This window comes from Streptococcus oralis (assembly GCF_001579025.1).
GTDB classification, from domain to species: Bacteria; Bacillota; Bacilli; order Lactobacillales; family Streptococcaceae; genus Streptococcus; species Streptococcus oralis_X.
Map to the genome: position 1 here is coordinate 314735 of NZ_KQ970236.1, position 14496 is coordinate 329230.

At 43.0% G+C, this 14496-nt stretch carries 17 protein-coding genes; 14 read left to right on the forward strand and 3 right to left on the reverse strand.

The window, feature by feature from the left end:
- Positions 1-133: 133 nt before the first annotated feature.
- The 5 genes from hrcA (at position 134) to dnaJ (ending at position 5587) form a co-directional block, all read left to right on the forward strand.
- The gene (gene hrcA / locus SORDD27_RS07755; RefSeq protein WP_061428384.1) at positions 134-1168 is read left to right on the forward strand and encodes a heat-inducible transcriptional repressor HrcA; all 1035 of its coding nucleotides are present in this window, start codon (positions 134-136) and stop codon (positions 1166-1168) included.
- 26 nt (positions 1169-1194) lie between these two features.
- The gene (grpE, locus tag SORDD27_RS07760) at positions 1195-1710 is read left to right on the forward strand and encodes a nucleotide exchange factor GrpE (RefSeq protein ID WP_049519837.1); all 516 of its coding nucleotides are present in this window, start codon (positions 1195-1197) and stop codon (positions 1708-1710) included.
- A 247-nt stretch (positions 1711-1957) separates the two neighbouring features.
- Positions 1958-3781, forward strand: a complete 1824-nt coding sequence (gene dnaK / locus SORDD27_RS07765; protein ID WP_061428386.1) for a molecular chaperone DnaK — start codon at positions 1958-1960, stop codon at positions 3779-3781.
- Positions 3782-3854: 73 nt separating this feature from the next.
- Positions 3855-4181 carry a hypothetical protein gene (locus tag SORDD27_RS07770; protein ID WP_061428387.1) on the forward strand — a complete coding sequence of 109 codons (327 nt, stop codon included), beginning with the start codon at positions 3855-3857 and terminating at the stop codon, positions 4179-4181.
- A gap of 269 nt (positions 4182-4450) precedes the next feature.
- Positions 4451-5587, forward strand: a complete 1137-nt coding sequence (gene dnaJ / locus SORDD27_RS07775) for a molecular chaperone DnaJ (protein WP_061428388.1) — start codon at positions 4451-4453, stop codon at positions 5585-5587.
- A gap of 79 nt (positions 5588-5666) precedes the next feature.
- On the opposite strand, the gene SORDD27_RS07780 is transcribed toward dnaJ, so the two are convergent.
- From SORDD27_RS07780 to SORDD27_RS07790, 3 genes are all read right to left on the reverse strand, one after another.
- On the reverse strand, positions 5667-6326 hold the full coding sequence (locus SORDD27_RS07780; protein ID WP_061428389.1) for a hypothetical protein: 660 nt from the start codon (positions 6324-6326) through the stop codon (positions 5667-5669).
- 63 nt (positions 6327-6389) lie between these two features.
- Positions 6390-6668, reverse strand: coding sequence for a hypothetical protein (locus SORDD27_RS07785; protein WP_061428390.1), 279 nt, complete (start codon positions 6666-6668; stop codon positions 6390-6392).
- A 9-nt stretch (positions 6669-6677) separates the two neighbouring features.
- Positions 6678-7088 (reverse strand): HIT family protein, encoded by a 411-nt coding sequence (locus tag SORDD27_RS07790; protein WP_061428391.1) that lies wholly within the window; start codon positions 7086-7088, stop codon positions 6678-6680.
- Positions 7089-7155: 67 nt separating this feature from the next.
- Between SORDD27_RS07790 and SORDD27_RS07795 the strand changes: the two genes are divergently transcribed.
- The 9 genes from SORDD27_RS07795 to SORDD27_RS07835 form a co-directional block, all read left to right on the forward strand.
- The gene (locus tag SORDD27_RS07795; RefSeq protein ID WP_061428392.1) at positions 7156-7887 is read left to right on the forward strand and encodes an ABC transporter ATP-binding protein; all 732 of its coding nucleotides are present in this window, start codon (positions 7156-7158) and stop codon (positions 7885-7887) included.
- Positions 7884-8933 carry an ABC transporter permease gene (locus SORDD27_RS07800; protein ID WP_061428394.1) on the forward strand — a complete coding sequence of 350 codons (1050 nt, stop codon included), beginning with the start codon at positions 7884-7886 and terminating at the stop codon, positions 8931-8933. The genes SORDD27_RS07795 and SORDD27_RS07800 overlap by 4 nt, the downstream gene beginning before the upstream one ends.
- 47 nt (positions 8934-8980) lie before the next feature.
- Positions 8981-9775 carry a cell cycle regulator CcrZ gene (gene ccrZ, locus SORDD27_RS07805; RefSeq protein WP_000363019.1) on the forward strand — a complete coding sequence of 265 codons (795 nt, stop codon included), beginning with the start codon at positions 8981-8983 and terminating at the stop codon, positions 9773-9775.
- Entirely contained in the window at positions 9772-10407 is a 636-nt protein-coding gene (trmB, locus tag SORDD27_RS07810) for a tRNA (guanosine(46)-N7)-methyltransferase TrmB (RefSeq protein ID WP_001266088.1), read from the forward strand. The genes ccrZ and trmB overlap by 4 nt, the downstream gene beginning before the upstream one ends.
- 126 nt (positions 10408-10533) lie before the next feature.
- Positions 10534-11013 carry a ribosome maturation factor RimP gene (rimP, locus tag SORDD27_RS07815; RefSeq protein WP_081103401.1) on the forward strand — a complete coding sequence of 160 codons (480 nt, stop codon included), beginning with the start codon at positions 10534-10536 and terminating at the stop codon, positions 11011-11013.
- A gap of 42 nt (positions 11014-11055) precedes the next feature.
- Positions 11056-12192 (forward strand): transcription termination factor NusA, encoded by a 1137-nt coding sequence (gene nusA, locus SORDD27_RS07820; RefSeq protein WP_000032281.1) that lies wholly within the window; start codon positions 11056-11058, stop codon positions 12190-12192.
- Between the two features lie 21 nt (positions 12193-12213).
- Positions 12214-12507, forward strand: coding sequence for an RNase P modulator RnpM (gene rnpM, locus SORDD27_RS07825; RefSeq protein ID WP_000857560.1), 294 nt, complete (start codon positions 12214-12216; stop codon positions 12505-12507).
- The gene (locus SORDD27_RS07830; protein ID WP_001041399.1) at positions 12500-12799 is read left to right on the forward strand and encodes a YlxQ-related RNA-binding protein; all 300 of its coding nucleotides are present in this window, start codon (positions 12500-12502) and stop codon (positions 12797-12799) included. The genes rnpM and SORDD27_RS07830 overlap by 8 nt, the downstream gene beginning before the upstream one ends.
- Positions 12800-12815: 16 nt before the next feature.
- A partial coding sequence (locus SORDD27_RS07835; protein ID WP_155718900.1) for a translation initiation factor IF-2 N-terminal domain-containing protein occupies positions 12816-14496 on the forward strand: 1681 nt, incomplete at its 3' end.

Sequence of the window (14496 nt, forward strand, 5' to 3'; positions counted from 1 at the left end):
GCACTCTTGGTAAAAGAGTGCTAATTTTTTGAGTTTTTGTCTTGACATTCTCTTCTAAGGATGTATAATAGAATCATGAGTTAGCACTTGGGTACATAGAGTGCTAATCGATCGGACAGAGAGGAGTGATGAGATGGTTACAGAGCGTCAGCAGGATATTTTAAATCTGATTATTGACATCTTTACCAAAACGCACGAACCTGTCGGATCCAAGGCGCTACAAGAGTCTATTAATTCTAGTAGTGCTACCATTCGTAATGACATGGCAGCTCTAGAAAAACAAGGATTGCTTGAAAAAGCGCATACTTCAAGCGGTCGCATGCCAAGTGTTGCTGGTTTTCAGTACTATGTGAAACACTCACTGGATTTTGACCGACTGGCTGAAAATGAGGTATATGAGATTGTCAAAGCCTTTGATCAGGAATTCTTCAAATTGGAGGATATTCTGCAAGAGGCTGCTAATCTACTGACAGACCTGAGCGGCTGTACGGTAGTAGCACTGGATGTTGAGCCGAGCAGGCAACGGTTGACAGCCTTTGATATTGTTGTCTTGGGGCAACATACAGCCTTGGCAGTATTTACCCTAGACGAGTCCCGAACGGTTACCAGTCAATTTCTGATTCCAAGGAACTTCTTGCAGGAAGATTTGCTGAAACTGAAGGCAATCATTCAGGAACGTTTCCTCGGTCATACCGTTCTAGATATTCATTACAAGATTCGGACGGAGATTCCGCAGATTATCCAGCGTTACTTTACAACCACGGACAATGTCATGGATCTCTTTGAACACATTTTTAAAGAAATGTTCAACGAAAACATTGTAGTGTCGGGCAAGGTCAATCTCTTGAATTTTGCCAATCTAGCAGCCTATCAGTTCTTTGACCAACCGCAAAAGGTGGCTTTGGAGATTCGTGAGGGTCTTCATGAAGATCAGATGCAAAATGTCCGTATTGCAGATAGTCAGGAATCCTGTCTAGCTGATTTGGCGGTGATTAGCAGTAAGTTCCTCATTCCTTATCGAGGTTTTGGAATTCTAGCGATTATCGGTCCGGTTAATCTGGATTACCAGCAATTGGTCAACCAAGTCAATGTAGTCAACCGCGTATTGACCATGAAGTTGACAGATTTTTATCGCTACCTCAGCAGTAATCATTATGAAGTAAATTAATTTTGAAATCATTAAAGGAGGCGAACATGGCCCGAGATAAAAAAAACGAAGAAATGAAAGAAGAGGAAGTTGTGGAAACAACTGAAGAAACAACTCCTGAGAAGTCTGAGTTGGACTTGGCAAATGAACGTGCGGATGAGTTCGAAAACAAATACCTTCGCGCTCATGCAGAAATGCAAAATATTCAACGCCGTGCCAATGAAGAACGTCAAAACTTGCAACGTTATCGTAGCCAAGATCTGGCAAAAGCAATTTTACCGTCGCTTGACAACTTAGAACGTGCACTAGCAGTTGAAGGTTTGACAGACGACGTCAAAAAAGGATTGGAGATGGTGCAAGAGAGCTTGATTCACGCTTTGAAAGAAGAAGGAATCGAAGAAATCGCAGCTGACGGTGAATTTGACCATAACTACCATATGGCCATCCAAACTCTCCCAGCAGACGATGAACACCCAGCAGACACCATCGCTCAAGTCTTCCAAAAAGGCTACAAACTCCATGACCGCATCCTAAGACCGGCTATGGTAGTAGTATATAACTAGGCTAGAGAACTTAAAAACTTGTCCGAAACGACACTAAACTATGAAGAAAGATAAAAAAGTAGTTCAGCTTTGCAATAGTGAGCGAAGCGAACAAAAGACGATACTCTTCGCCGTGGCGCTATTTGCGCAAACTTTGAGACCTTAGGCTCAAAGTTTAGTCAAAGAGATTGACGAGTCAAGCTCTGACGGCGCCGCCACCTAAGAAGAGTATCAAAAAGAAAGAATATAAAATTTAAGGAGAAAACACATGTCTAAAATTATCGGTATTGACTTAGGTACAACAAACTCAGCAGTTGCAGTTCTTGAAGGAACTGAAAGCAAAATCATCGCAAACCCAGAAGGAAACCGTACAACTCCATCTGTAGTATCATTCAAAAACGGAGAAATCATCGTTGGTGATGCCGCAAAACGTCAAGCAGTTACAAACCCAGATACAGTCATCTCTATCAAATCTAAGATGGGAACTTCAGAAAAAGTTTCTGCTAACGGAAAAGAATATACTCCACAAGAAATCTCAGCTATGATCCTTCAATACTTGAAAGGTTACGCTGAAGATTACCTTGGTGAAAAAGTAACTAAAGCTGTTATCACAGTACCTGCTTACTTCAACGATGCACAACGTCAAGCTACAAAAGACGCTGGTAAAATCGCTGGTCTTGAAGTAGAACGTATTGTCAACGAACCAACTGCAGCAGCTCTTGCTTATGGTTTGGACAAGACTGACAAAGAAGAAAAAATCTTGGTATTTGACCTTGGTGGTGGTACATTCGACGTATCTATCCTTGAATTGGGTGACGGTGTCTTCGATGTATTGGCGACTGCAGGGGATAACAAACTCGGTGGTGACGACTTTGACCAAAAAATCATCAATCACATGATTGCAGAATTCAAGAAAGAAAATGGTATTGACTTGTCTACTGACAAGATGGCTCTTCAACGTTTGAAAGATGCGGCTGAAAAAGCTAAGAAAGATCTTTCTGGTGTAACTTCAACTCAAATCAGCTTGCCATTCATCACTGCTGGTGAATCTGGACCTCTTCACTTAGAAATGACCTTGACTCGTGCAAAATTTGACGATTTGACTCGTGACCTTGTAGAACGTACAAAAGTTCCAGTTCGTCAAGCCCTTTCAGATGCAGGTTTGAGCTTGTCAGATATTGACGAAGTTATCCTAGTTGGTGGTTCAACTCGTATTCCAGCCGTTGTAGAAGCTGTAAAAGCTGAAACTGGTAAAGAACCAAACAAATCAGTAAACCCTGACGAAGTTGTTGCCATGGGTGCTGCCATCCAAGGTGGTGTCATTACTGGTGATGTGAAAGACGTTGTCCTTCTTGACGTAACGCCATTGTCACTTGGTATCGAAACAATGGGTGGAGTATTTACAAAACTTATCGATCGCAACACTACTATTCCAACATCTAAGTCACAAGTCTTCTCAACTGCAGCAGACAACCAACCAGCCGTTGATATCCATGTTCTTCAAGGTGAACGCCCAATGGCAGCAGATAACAAGACTCTTGGACGTTTCCAATTGACAGATATCCCAGCTGCACCTCGTGGTATTCCACAAATCGAAGTAACATTTGATATCGATAAGAACGGTATCGTGTCTGTTAAGGCTAAAGATCTTGGAACTCAAAAAGAACAAACAATTGTTATCCAATCTAACTCAGGTTTGACAGACGAAGAAATCGACCGCATGATGAAAGATGCAGAAGCAAATGCTGAAGCAGATAAGAAACGTAAGGAAGAAGTAGATCTTCGTAACGAAGTAGACCAAGCTATCTTTGCGACTGAAAAGACCATCAAGGAAACTGAAGGCAAAGGTTTTGATGCAGAACGTGACGCTGCCCAAGCTGCCCTTGATGACCTTAAGAAAGCGCAAGAAGACAACAACTTGGATGAAATGAAAGCAAAACTTGAAGCATTGAACGAAAAAGCTCAAGGACTTGCTGTGAAACTCTACGAACAAGCAGCTGCAGCGCAACAAGCTCAAGCAGGAGCAGAAGGCGCACAAGCAACAGGAAACGCAGGCGATGACGTCGTAGACGGAGAGTTTACGGAAAAGTAGATAGATTTTTCAAGTTCTATATTTAATTTAATTGTCCCTGATTATTAGATAGTTATTCTTAAAGGAGAATGATATGGCTACTAAAGAAGAAAGAGAATATCTTTCGCAATATGTTGATATCGCGAGTTGTCATTTGAATGATAGTGATGTAGATTTGTTAATGCGTTTCATTGATTCGGTAGGCAATAGATATATTGAAGAAGATAGTTTTGATAGTTGGAGCTCAGATGGTAAATATACAAGGAATTCAGTTACAGAGTATATAATTGAAAGTGATTATTCGTTGACACGAAATTCTAGTTACCAAGATGATGATGGTGCGAGCGGAAACTATTCAGAAAATATAACTAATGCTCGAGATATTATCAATGTGCTCAGGGAAAAGCCGAATTTATTATAAGAAATCCAGAGGTTGCAACCCAGCCTCTGTTTTTCGGTAAGAAAGAAATTGGAATGCAAATTTCCGGTTCTTTCTTACACTAAGTTAGAAAGGAATTGAACCCGACCTAAATCGTGGTTTCGTTCCGTAATATTAACAGAAAGGAATAAGGGTGTTCGTAATTGAACTCGAGCGGAAAGCTTGGAAATTAGATAAACCTCCTAAGAAATCAGGATTTCTTGTCGGTTTCCTAAATTTCAGTCGCTTTCTGTTCGCTCTTAGTATCTTGTATGAACAATACTGAATTTTATGATTGTCTGGGGGTGTCAAAAAACGCTTCGGCAGACGAGATCAAAAAGGCTTATCGTAAGCTTTCGAAAAAATATCACCCAGATATCAACAAGGAGCCTGGCGCTGAGGAAAAATACAAGGAAGTTCAAGAAGCCTATGAGACTTTGAGTGACGACCAAAAACGTGCAGCCTACGACCAGTATGGTGCTGCGGGTGCCAACGGTGGCTTTGGTGGTGCTGGTGGTTTTGGTGGCTTTGACGGAGCAGGTGGCTTCGGTGGTTTTGAAGATATCTTCTCAAGTTTTTTCGGAGGAGGAGGAGCTTCACGCAATCCAAACTCTCCTCGTCAAGGGGATGACCTCCAGTATCGTGTGAACTTAACCTTTGAAGAAGCTATCTTCGGAACGGAAAAAGAAGTGAAATACAATCGTGAAGCCAGCTGTCGTACATGTAATGGCTCTGGTGCTAAGCCAGGGACAAGTCCAGTCACTTGTGGACGCTGTCATGGTGCTGGTGTCATTAACGTCGATACGCAGACTCCTCTTGGTATGATGCGTCGCCAAGTAACCTGTGATGTCTGTCATGGTCGCGGAAAAGAAATCAAAGATCCATGTACAACTTGTCACGGAACAGGGCATGAAAAACAAGCTCATAGCGTACATGTAAAAATCCCTGCTGGTGTGGAAACAGGCCAACAAATCCGCCTCGCTGGTCAAGGTGAAGCAGGCTTTAACGGTGGACCTTACGGGGACTTGTACGTGGTGGTTTCTGTTGAAGCCAGTGATAAGTTTGAACGTGAAGGAACAACCATTTTCTACAAGCTGAACCTTAATATTGTTCAAGCAGCTCTAGGAGATACTGTGGAAATTCCAACCGTGCATGGCGATGTTGAATTGGTCATCCCAGAGGGAACTCAGACTGGCAAGAAATTCCGCCTACGTGGCAAGGGAGCGCCAAGCCTTCGTGGCGGTGCCGTTGGTGACCAATATGTTACCGTTAATGTCGTGACTCCGACAGGTTTGAACGACCGCCAAAAAGCTGCGCTTAAAGAATTCGCAGCTGCAGGTGACTTGAAAGTCAATCCAAAGAAAAAAGGCTTCTTTGACCACATAAAAGATGCCTTTGAAGGAGAATAAAGTAAAAAGAGCCAGCGGGCTCTTTTTTTGTATAATCTTGGGAAATTTAGTATCGAGAAATCATTCTCCAGTTAGTCTACTATTTATACTTTTGAGTGAGCAAGCCAGCTGCATCCATCTCCTGAATGAGTTGCTTGATTTCCGCTTCCTTGCCAGGCGTAATGGTAATAGTATCAATGTGTTTGATTGCCGAGTTATCTTGAATATCCACTAAGGTCAAAGTTTTTTCATAGAATGCAATTCCCTTTTTAAGACTTTCCTGATCATTCCAATTTAGAATTGTGTAAGAAAATTTTGATTTCTTTCCTTTTTCTTGGAAATACTTCTCACTTTCCTTTTCTAAAAATTGTATTAAACCGTGATTGAACAAGTTGTCTCCTACCTTATAGTATGAAATATCCCCTGCCTGTAGGACATAGACTTCCAGTCGGTTTTTGGTGAGTTTTGGACTTTCTTTTAGGACGGGGTGACTATTGATAACCTCATCTGAGAAAGTAACATAGAAATTTAAGCCTCCACCCTCGAATTGATACCTTCCATTTGATTCTACTTTCTCAGGAGGCATGTCAAGAGAGATAAATATTTGTTTTAAGGATTCATTTCCTTTTTGGATGTCACTCGGTGAGGCCTTGAAAAGATTCATCAGTAGTAGAAATGCTAGAGCCGTCAGAAGGCAGAGACAGCCACAAGGGATCGCGATGACCTTCGCTAGAACTTTTAAAAACTGTTTCACTTTCATTCCCTCCCTTTTCTGTTCGAATCTAGTAACCCAAAAAGGATTTAAGGAAACTTGGAGGCTCTCTTATTCTTGTTTTTCTTCTTGGAGGACCGCCATTCTGGTTTGGAAATCTTTTTCCAAGACTTTGAATTTATAGGTTAAATCTTTTTGATATTCCTTGATGAGTTCTTTTTGTTGGTTGATAACTTGCAGGCTGTTTTGAATGATATCCAAATCCTCCTTAATGGCCTCGACACGATCAGTTGTATCTAGCACTTCATCCTGAATGGCTTGGCGATTTTTCACAACAAAATAACTTCCAGCTGCAGCTCCTGCGAATAGCAGTAGATTTGATAGTTTCATGGCATCTCCTTAAGCATTTCTAATGGATTCTGCGACTTGGGCAAGTTTGTCAAAGTCAGGTTCGTGGGCGATAAAGTCAATCTTGAGGTCATCTTCTGCACCGTAGCGAGGTACGAGGTGCACGTGAGTATGAAAGACCGTTTGACCAGCAACTTCCTCGCAGTTGGCGATGATATTCATACCAGCAGCCTTGGTAGCCTTCATGACTTTTTGAGCTACTGTTGGCACTTGGGCAAAGAGTTGGCTGGCACTTGTAGCATCCATTTCCAAAAGATTGCGATAGTGTTCTTTTGGTACGACTAAGGTGTGTCCAGGCGTTACTTGAGAGATATCAAGAAAGGCAAGAACCTGCTCATCCTCGTATACTTTTGAAGCAGGAATCTCCCCTGCGATAATCTTACAAAAAATGCAATCTGACATAAAATCCACCTCTACTGTATTGAATTTTGATATAATATAGCTACATTATACCAGATTCGGAGAAAATATGTTAGAAATTAAAAACCTGACAGGAGGCTATGTTCATGTCCCTGTCTTGAAAGATGTGTCCTTTACAGTTGAAAGTGGGCAGTTAGTCGGTTTGATCGGTCTTAACGGCGCGGGTAAATCAACGACAATCAATGAGATTATTGGTCTCTTGACACCTTACAGTGGGGAAATCAAGATTAATGGTTTGACCCTGCGAGAAGATGCGACTAGCTACCGCAAGCAGATTGGCTACATCCCAGAAACGCCTAGCTTGTATGAGGAATTGACTCTCAGAGAGCATATCGAGACGGTTGCTATGGCTTATGGTATTGAGCAGAATATAGCTTTCGAGCGAGTGGAACCTTTATTAAAAATGTTTCGTCTGGATCAAAAATTAGACTGGTTCCCAGTGCATTTCTCCAAAGGGATGAAGCAGAAGGTCATGATTATCTGTGCTTTTGTCGTAGATCCGAGCCTTTTCATCGTTGATGAGCCTTTCCTTGGGCTCGATCCGCTGGCCATTTCTGACTTGATTCAGCTTCTAGAAGTAGAAAAGCAAAAAGGCAAGTCCATTCTCATGAGTACCCATGTTTTGGATTCGGCGGAGAAGATGTGTGATGCCTTTGTTATTCTCCACAAGGGGGAGGTGCGGGCTCAGGGGAACCTCCAGCAACTGCGCGAGATCTTTAGCATGCCTGAAGCGAGTTTGAATGACATTTACTTGGCTCTAACCAAAGAGGGGGACCTATGAAAGACTTGTTTTTAAGGAGAAAGCAGGCTTTTCGTAAGGAGTGCGTCGGTTATCTGCGCTATGTTCTCAATGACCACTTTGTCTTGTTCCTGCTAGTTCTCATCGGTTTTCTAGCTTACCAGTACAGTCAACTCTTGCAACATTTTCCTGAAAATCATTGGCCTATCCTCTTGTTTTTGGGGATTGTATCTGCCTTGCTTTTGGCTTGGGGAGGAATCGCGACCTATATGGAAGGACCTGACAAGCTCTTTCTCTTAGTCAGTGAAGAGGAGGTTAAGTCCCACCTCAATGGGCAGACGATGCGCTCACTGGTCTTTTGGCTCTTTGTCCAAACCCTTTTCTTGCTTTTATTTGCGCCCTTATTTTTAGCCATGGGCTATGGCTTGCCTATCTTTCTTTCCTATGTGCTTTTATTAGGAGCTGGGAAATATCTCCTCTTTCGTCAAAAAGCCAGTAAATTTTTTACTGAGAACGGAATTGACTGGGACTATGTGATCGCCCAAGAAAGCAAGCGCAAGCAAGTTTTGCTTCGTTTCTTTGCTCTCTTTACTCAGGTCAAGGGCGTTTCAAATAGTGTCAAACGTCGCGCTTATCTGGATTTTATCCTTAAAGTAGTTCAGAAAGTGCCGAGCAAGATTTGGCAAAATCTCTATCTTCGTTCTTACTTGCGAAATGGAGACCTCTTTGCCCTCAGTCTCCGCCTCCTCTTCCTATCCTTGTTAGCTCTAGTCTTTATCGAACAAGCTTGGATCGCGACGGCAGTGGTGGTTCTATTTAATTACCTCTTGCTCTTTCAGTTACTGGCCCTCTATCATGCCTTTGATTACCAATACTTGACCCAGCTCTTTCCACTAGAAAAAGGGAAGAAAGAAAAGGGATTGAAACAGATCATACTCGGTGTGGGAAGTGCAGTTCTTTTGTTAGAATTGCTGGTCGGAGCAGTGGTTTTTCAAGAAAAAATAGCCTTGTTGGCTCTTGTAGGAGCAAGTCTCTTCCTACAATTGTTTTATTTGCCTTACCAACTAAAAAGATTGGTTGACGAATAGACCAAAAACTAGTAGAATAGTAAGGAAACTTTATACGGAGGAAAGAAATGGACTTGGGTGATAATGAGCTAACGCTGACCCCTATCCCTGGGAAGAGCGGCAAAGCTTATATGGGAAGCTACCCTGATGGGAAGCGCGTCTTTGTAAAAATGAACACCTCTCCAATCCTACCTGGCCTAGCCAGAGAACAAATCGCTCCTCAATTACTATGGACTCGTCGTTTGCCAGACGGCCGTGATATGTGTGCTCAGGAATGGCTGACGGGCAAAATCTTGACCCCTTACGATATGAATCGCAAGCAGATTATCAATATCTTGAACCGCCTTCACCGCTCGCGTCCTTTGATGAAGCAGTTGAGCCGTTTGGGATACACCATGGAAACACCAGTTGATTTGCTACGTTCTTGGCAGCAAGGAGTTCCAGAAATTTTGAAGCAAAACCACTATTTGAACAGTGTGATTGCTGAGCTAGGTAAGACGGTTCCAGGTTTTAGGGAAGACCATGCTACGATTGTGCATGGGGATCTTCGTCATAGTAATTGGATTGAGACAGAGAGTGGACTCGTTTATCTAGTGGATTGGGATTCGGTTCGTCTGACGGATCGTATGTTTGATGTGGCGCATTTGCTATGCCACTACATTCCGGATCATCAGTGGCGCCAATGGTTGAGAGACTACGGCTATAAGTACAATCAGACAGTGTTAGATAAATTGTATTGGTATGGTCAGTATTCTTACTTGAACCAGATTGCCAAATACTGTGAAAATCAAGATTTAGACAATGTAAACCGGGAGATTTATGCCTTGCGTGTCTTCCGTGATAAGTATGGAAAGAAGAGATGAGAGTTAGAAATCGTAAAGGGGCGACAGAATTACTAGAGGCAAATCCTCAGTATGTAGTCCTCAATCCCTTGGAAGCTAAAGGGAAATGGCGAGACTTGTTTGGAAATGATCATCCTATTCATGTTGAAGTTGGAAGTGGGAAAGGGGCCTTCGTATCAGGAATGGCCAAGCAAAATCCTGACATCAACTACATCGGGATTGATATCCAAAAGTCGGTATTGAGTTATGCCTTGGATAAGGTATTAGAAGTTGGAGTGCCCAACATCAAGTTGCTGTGGGTAGATGGTTCAGATCTGACTGACTACTTTGAAGACGGTGAGATTGATCGTCTCTACCTAAACTTTTCAGATCCTTGGCCTAAAAAACGCCATGAAAAACGTCGTTTGACTTACAAGAGTTTCTTGGATACCTTCAAGCGCATCTTGCCTGAGAATGGGGAAATCCATTTCAAGACAGACAATCGTGGCTTGTTTGAGTACAGCTTGGTAAGCTTTTCTCAGTATGGGATGAAACTAAATGGTGTTTGGCTAGACTTGCATGCCAGTGATTTTGAAGGCAATGTCATGACAGAGTATGAGCAAAAATTCTCCAGCAAGGGTCAAGTGATCTACCGAGTTGAAGCAGAATTTTAAGAAATAGCTTGAAAACCAGCTGTTTGAGTGCTAATGCTTTACATAAATTGACAAACGTGCTATACTGATAGTAAGAATATGAGAAAGAGAGGCGGGGAAATATCTTCGCCTCTTGCTTATGAGGAGGTGGACGCAATCGCAACAATCGTAGAATTAGTCAGAGAAGTTGTAGAACCTGTCATCCAAGCGCCTTTCGAGCTCGTGGATATCGAGTATGGAAAGATTGGCAGTGACATGATTCTCAGTATTTTTGTAGATAAACCCGAAGGAATTACCTTGAACGACACGGCAGACCTGACAGAAATCATCAGTCCTGTCCTAGACACTATCAAGCCAGATCCCTTCCCAGAACAATATTTCCTAGAAATCACCAGTCCAGGCTTGGAACGTCCTTTGAAAACCAAGGATGCTGTCGCTGGAGCAGTTGGGAAATACATTCATGTCGGGCTCTACCAAGCCATTGATAAGCAAAAAGTCTTTGAAGGAACTTTGGTATCCTTTGAAGAAGACGAGTTGACCATGGAATATATGGACAAGACACGAAAGAAAACCGTTCAAATTCCATACAGTTTAGTATCAAAAGTACGTTTAGCGGTAAAATTATAGAAAAGAAAGGATAGCTTTTGAGGATTCAAAAGTGAAAAGAACATGAGTAAAGAAATGCTAGAGGCCTTCCGCATTTTGGAAGAAGACAAGGGAATCAAAAAAGAAGATATCATCGACGCAGTAGTAGAGTCGCTTCGTTCCGCTTATCGCAGACGCTATGGTCAATCAGACAGCGTAGCTATTGACTTCAACGAAAAAACAGGTGACTTTACTGTCTATACTGTTCGTGAAGTGGTTGATGAAGTATTTGATAGCCGTTTGGAAATTAGCTTGAAAGATGCCCTTGCCATTAATTCAGCCTATGAGCTTGGTGACAAAATCAAGTTCGAAGAAGCACCAGCTGAGTTTGGTCGTGTAGCAGCCCAATCTGCTAAACAAACCATCATGGAAAAAATGCGCAAGCAAACACGTGCCATCACTTATAATACTTACAAAGAACATGAACAAGAAATCATGTCTGGTACAGTAGAACGATTTGACAACCGCTTTATCTATGTCAACCTTGGCAGCATCGAGGCCCAATTGTCAAAACAAGACCAAATCCCTGGAGAAGTCTTTGCTTCCCACGACCGTATCGAAGTCTACGTTTACAAGGTTGAAGACAATCCTCGTGGTGTCAACGTCTTTGTTAGCCGTAGCCATCCAGAAATGATCAAACGCTTGATGGAGCAAGAAATCCCAGAAGTGTATGATGGAACTGTTGAAATCATGAGTGTGGCCCGTGAAGCAGGTGACCGTACCAAGGTTGCTGTTCGTAGCCACAATCCAAACGTGGATGCTATCGGGACAATCGTTGGACGTGGTGGTGCCAATATCAAGAAAATCACTAGCAAATTCCACCCAGCTCGTTACGATGCCAAGAGCGATCGCATGATTCCTGTCGAAGAAAACATCGACGTTATCGAGTGGGTAGCAGATCCAGCTGAGTTTATCTACAATGCTATCGCACCTGCAGAGGTTGACCAAGTTATCTTTGATGAAAATGACAGCAAACGTGCCTTGGTCGTTGTACCTGATAACAAGCTATCTCTTGCCATCGGTCGTCGTGGACAAAACGTTCGCTTGGCAGCTCACTTGACGGGTTACCGTATCGATATCAAGTCAGCCAGTGAGTTTGAAGCTATGGAAGAAGCAGGTCAAGTGGATTACGCAGTTGCGGACGAATTGACGGAAGAATAAAAGCTGCTAGAGGAGGGAAAGATGAAAACAAGAAAAATCCCTTTGCGCAAGTCTGTTGTATCCAATGAAGTGATTGATAAGCGTGATTTGCTCCGCATTGTCAAGAACAAAGAAGGACAGGTCTTTATCGATCCGACAGGCAAGGCCAATGGCCGTGGCGCTTATATCAAGCTAGACAATGCAGAAGCCCTAGAGGCAAAAAAGAAGAAAGTCTTTAACCGCAGCTTTAACATGGAAGTGGAAGAAAGCTTTTATGACGAGTTGATCGCTTATGTGGATCACAAAGTGAAAAGAAGAGAGTTAGGACTTGAATAAGCAAAAGATAAGCAATCTCTTGGGACTTGCTCAACGAGCAGGCCGGATCATATCAGGTGAGGAATTGGTGGTCAAAGCCATCCAAGACCAGAAAGCCAAGCTAGTCTTTCTAGCACAGGATGCTGGTCCTAATCTGACCAAGAAGATTCAAGATAAAAGTGACTATTATCAAGTAGAAGTTATAACCGTGTTTTCAACACTGGAATTAAGCATAGCAGTCGGAAAATCGCGAAAGGTTTTGGCTGTGACAGATGCTGGATTTACAAAGAAAATGAGGTCTCTTATGGAATAGAAGAGGAGGACATGATTTGTCTAAGAAAAGATTGTACGAAATCGCAAAAGAACTTGGAAAAGAAAGTAAAGAAGTTGTAGCGCGTGCAAAAGAGTTGGGCTTGGATGTGAAAAGCCACTCATCGAGCGTGGAAGCTGCTGCTGCTGAGCAAATCGCAGCTAGCTTTAAACCTGCACCTGCTCCTAAGGCAGAAGCAAAACCTGCAGCACCAAAAGCAAGTGTAGAAAAGAAAGCTGAAAAGCCTGCATCATCTAAACCAGCTGCCGCAAAGGAAGAAAGCAAATCAGCTACACCTGCAGCTCCTAAGGAAGAAAAAGTAGTGGCCGCAAGACCACAGAGTCGAAACTTCAAGGCGGAGCGTGAGGCGCGTGCCAAAGAGCAGGCAGAGCGACGCAAACAAAACAAGGGCAACAACCGTGACCAACAACAAAACGGCAACCGTCAGAAAAATGACGGCCGTAATGGTGGTAAACCTGGTCAAGGGAACCGCGACAATCGTCGATTTAACGACCAAGGGAAAAAACCACAAGGTCAAGGGAATCGTGGCAATGATCGCCGTCAGCAACAAGACTTCCAGCCAAAACAAGCTGGACCACGTGTTGACTTTAAAGCCCGTGCAGCAGCCCTAAAAGCAGAGCAAAATGCAGAGTACGCACGCTCAAGCGAGGAGCGCTTCAAACAATCGCAAGCTGCCAAAGAAGCCTTGGCTCAAGCTAACAAACGCAAGGAACCAGAGGAAATCTTTGAAGAAGCTGCTAAGCTAGCTGAACAAACGCAGCCAGCCGTAACAGTAGCTCCTGTAGCGAAAGAAGCGCCAGTGGATACACGTCGTAAAAAACAAGCTCGACCAGACAAAGAACGTGACGATTATGATCACGAAGAAGATGGTCCTAGAAAACAACAAAAGAATCGAAGTAGTCAGAATCAAGTGAGAAATCAAAGAAATAGTAACTGGAATAACAATAAGAAAAATAAAAAAGGGAACAAGCAAAACAACCGTAACCAGACTCCAAAACCTGTTACAGAGCGTAAGTTCCATGAATTGCCAACAGAATTTGAGTATACAGATGGTATGACTGTTGCGGAAATCGCAAAACGTATCAAACGTGAACCAGCTGAAATCGTTAAGAAACTCTTTATGATGGGTGTCATGGCTACACAAAACCAATCCTTGGATGGGGAAACCATTGAACTCCTCATGGTGGATTATGGTATTGAAGCCAAACAAAAGGTTGAAGTGGATAATGCCGACATCGAACGTTTCTTTGTCGAAGATGGCTATCTTAACGAAGATGAATTGGTTGAGCGTCCACCAGTTGTAACCATCATGGGACACGTTGACCATGGTAAAACAACCCTCTTGGATACCCTTCGTAACTCTCGTGTTGCGACAGGTGAAGCAGGTGGTATCACTCAGCATATCGGTGCCTACCAAATCGTGGAAAATGGCAAGAAGATTACCTTCCTTGATACACCAGGACACGCGGCCTTTACTTCTATGCGTGCGCGTGGTGCATCTGTTACCGATATTACTATCTTGGTTGTAGCGGCCGACGACGGGGTTATGCCTCAGACTATCGAAGCCATCAACCACTCAAAAGCGGCCAACGTTCCAATCATCGTAGCTATCAACAAGATTGATAAACCAGGTGCCAACCCAGAACGTGTTATCGGTGAATTGGCAGAGCATGGTGTTA

Excerpts from the sequence above, each read along its gene's own strand:
- hrcA (WP_061428384.1), top strand. The coding sequence starts at position 134 with ATGGTTACAGAGCGTCAGCAGGATATTTTAAATCTGATTATTGACATC.
- grpE (WP_049519837.1), top strand. The coding sequence starts at position 1,195 with ATGGCCCGAGATAAAAAAAACGAAGAAATGAAAGAAGAGGAAGTTGTG.
- dnaK (WP_061428386.1), top strand. The coding sequence starts at position 1,958 with ATGTCTAAAATTATCGGTATTGACTTAGGTACAACAAACTCAGCAGTT.
- SORDD27_RS07770 (WP_061428387.1), top strand. The coding sequence starts at position 3,855 with ATGGCTACTAAAGAAGAAAGAGAATATCTTTCGCAATATGTTGATATC.
- dnaJ (WP_061428388.1), top strand. The coding sequence starts at position 4,451 with ATGAACAATACTGAATTTTATGATTGTCTGGGGGTGTCAAAAAACGCT.
- SORDD27_RS07780 (WP_061428389.1), bottom strand. The coding sequence starts at position 6,326 with ATGAAAGTGAAACAGTTTTTAAAAGTTCTAGCGAAGGTCATCGCGATC.
- SORDD27_RS07785 (WP_061428390.1), bottom strand. The coding sequence starts at position 6,668 with ATGAAACTATCAAATCTACTGCTATTCGCAGGAGCTGCAGCTGGAAGT.
- SORDD27_RS07790 (WP_061428391.1), bottom strand. The coding sequence starts at position 7,088 with ATGTCAGATTGCATTTTTTGTAAGATTATCGCAGGGGAGATTCCTGCT.
- SORDD27_RS07795 (WP_061428392.1), top strand. The coding sequence starts at position 7,156 with ATGTTAGAAATTAAAAACCTGACAGGAGGCTATGTTCATGTCCCTGTC.
- SORDD27_RS07800 (WP_061428394.1), top strand. The coding sequence starts at position 7,884 with ATGAAAGACTTGTTTTTAAGGAGAAAGCAGGCTTTTCGTAAGGAGTGC.
- ccrZ (WP_000363019.1), top strand. The coding sequence starts at position 8,981 with ATGGACTTGGGTGATAATGAGCTAACGCTGACCCCTATCCCTGGGAAG.
- trmB (WP_001266088.1), top strand. The coding sequence starts at position 9,772 with ATGAGAGTTAGAAATCGTAAAGGGGCGACAGAATTACTAGAGGCAAAT.
- nusA (WP_000032281.1), top strand. The coding sequence starts at position 11,056 with ATGAGTAAAGAAATGCTAGAGGCCTTCCGCATTTTGGAAGAAGACAAG.
- rnpM (WP_000857560.1), top strand. The coding sequence starts at position 12,214 with ATGAAAACAAGAAAAATCCCTTTGCGCAAGTCTGTTGTATCCAATGAA.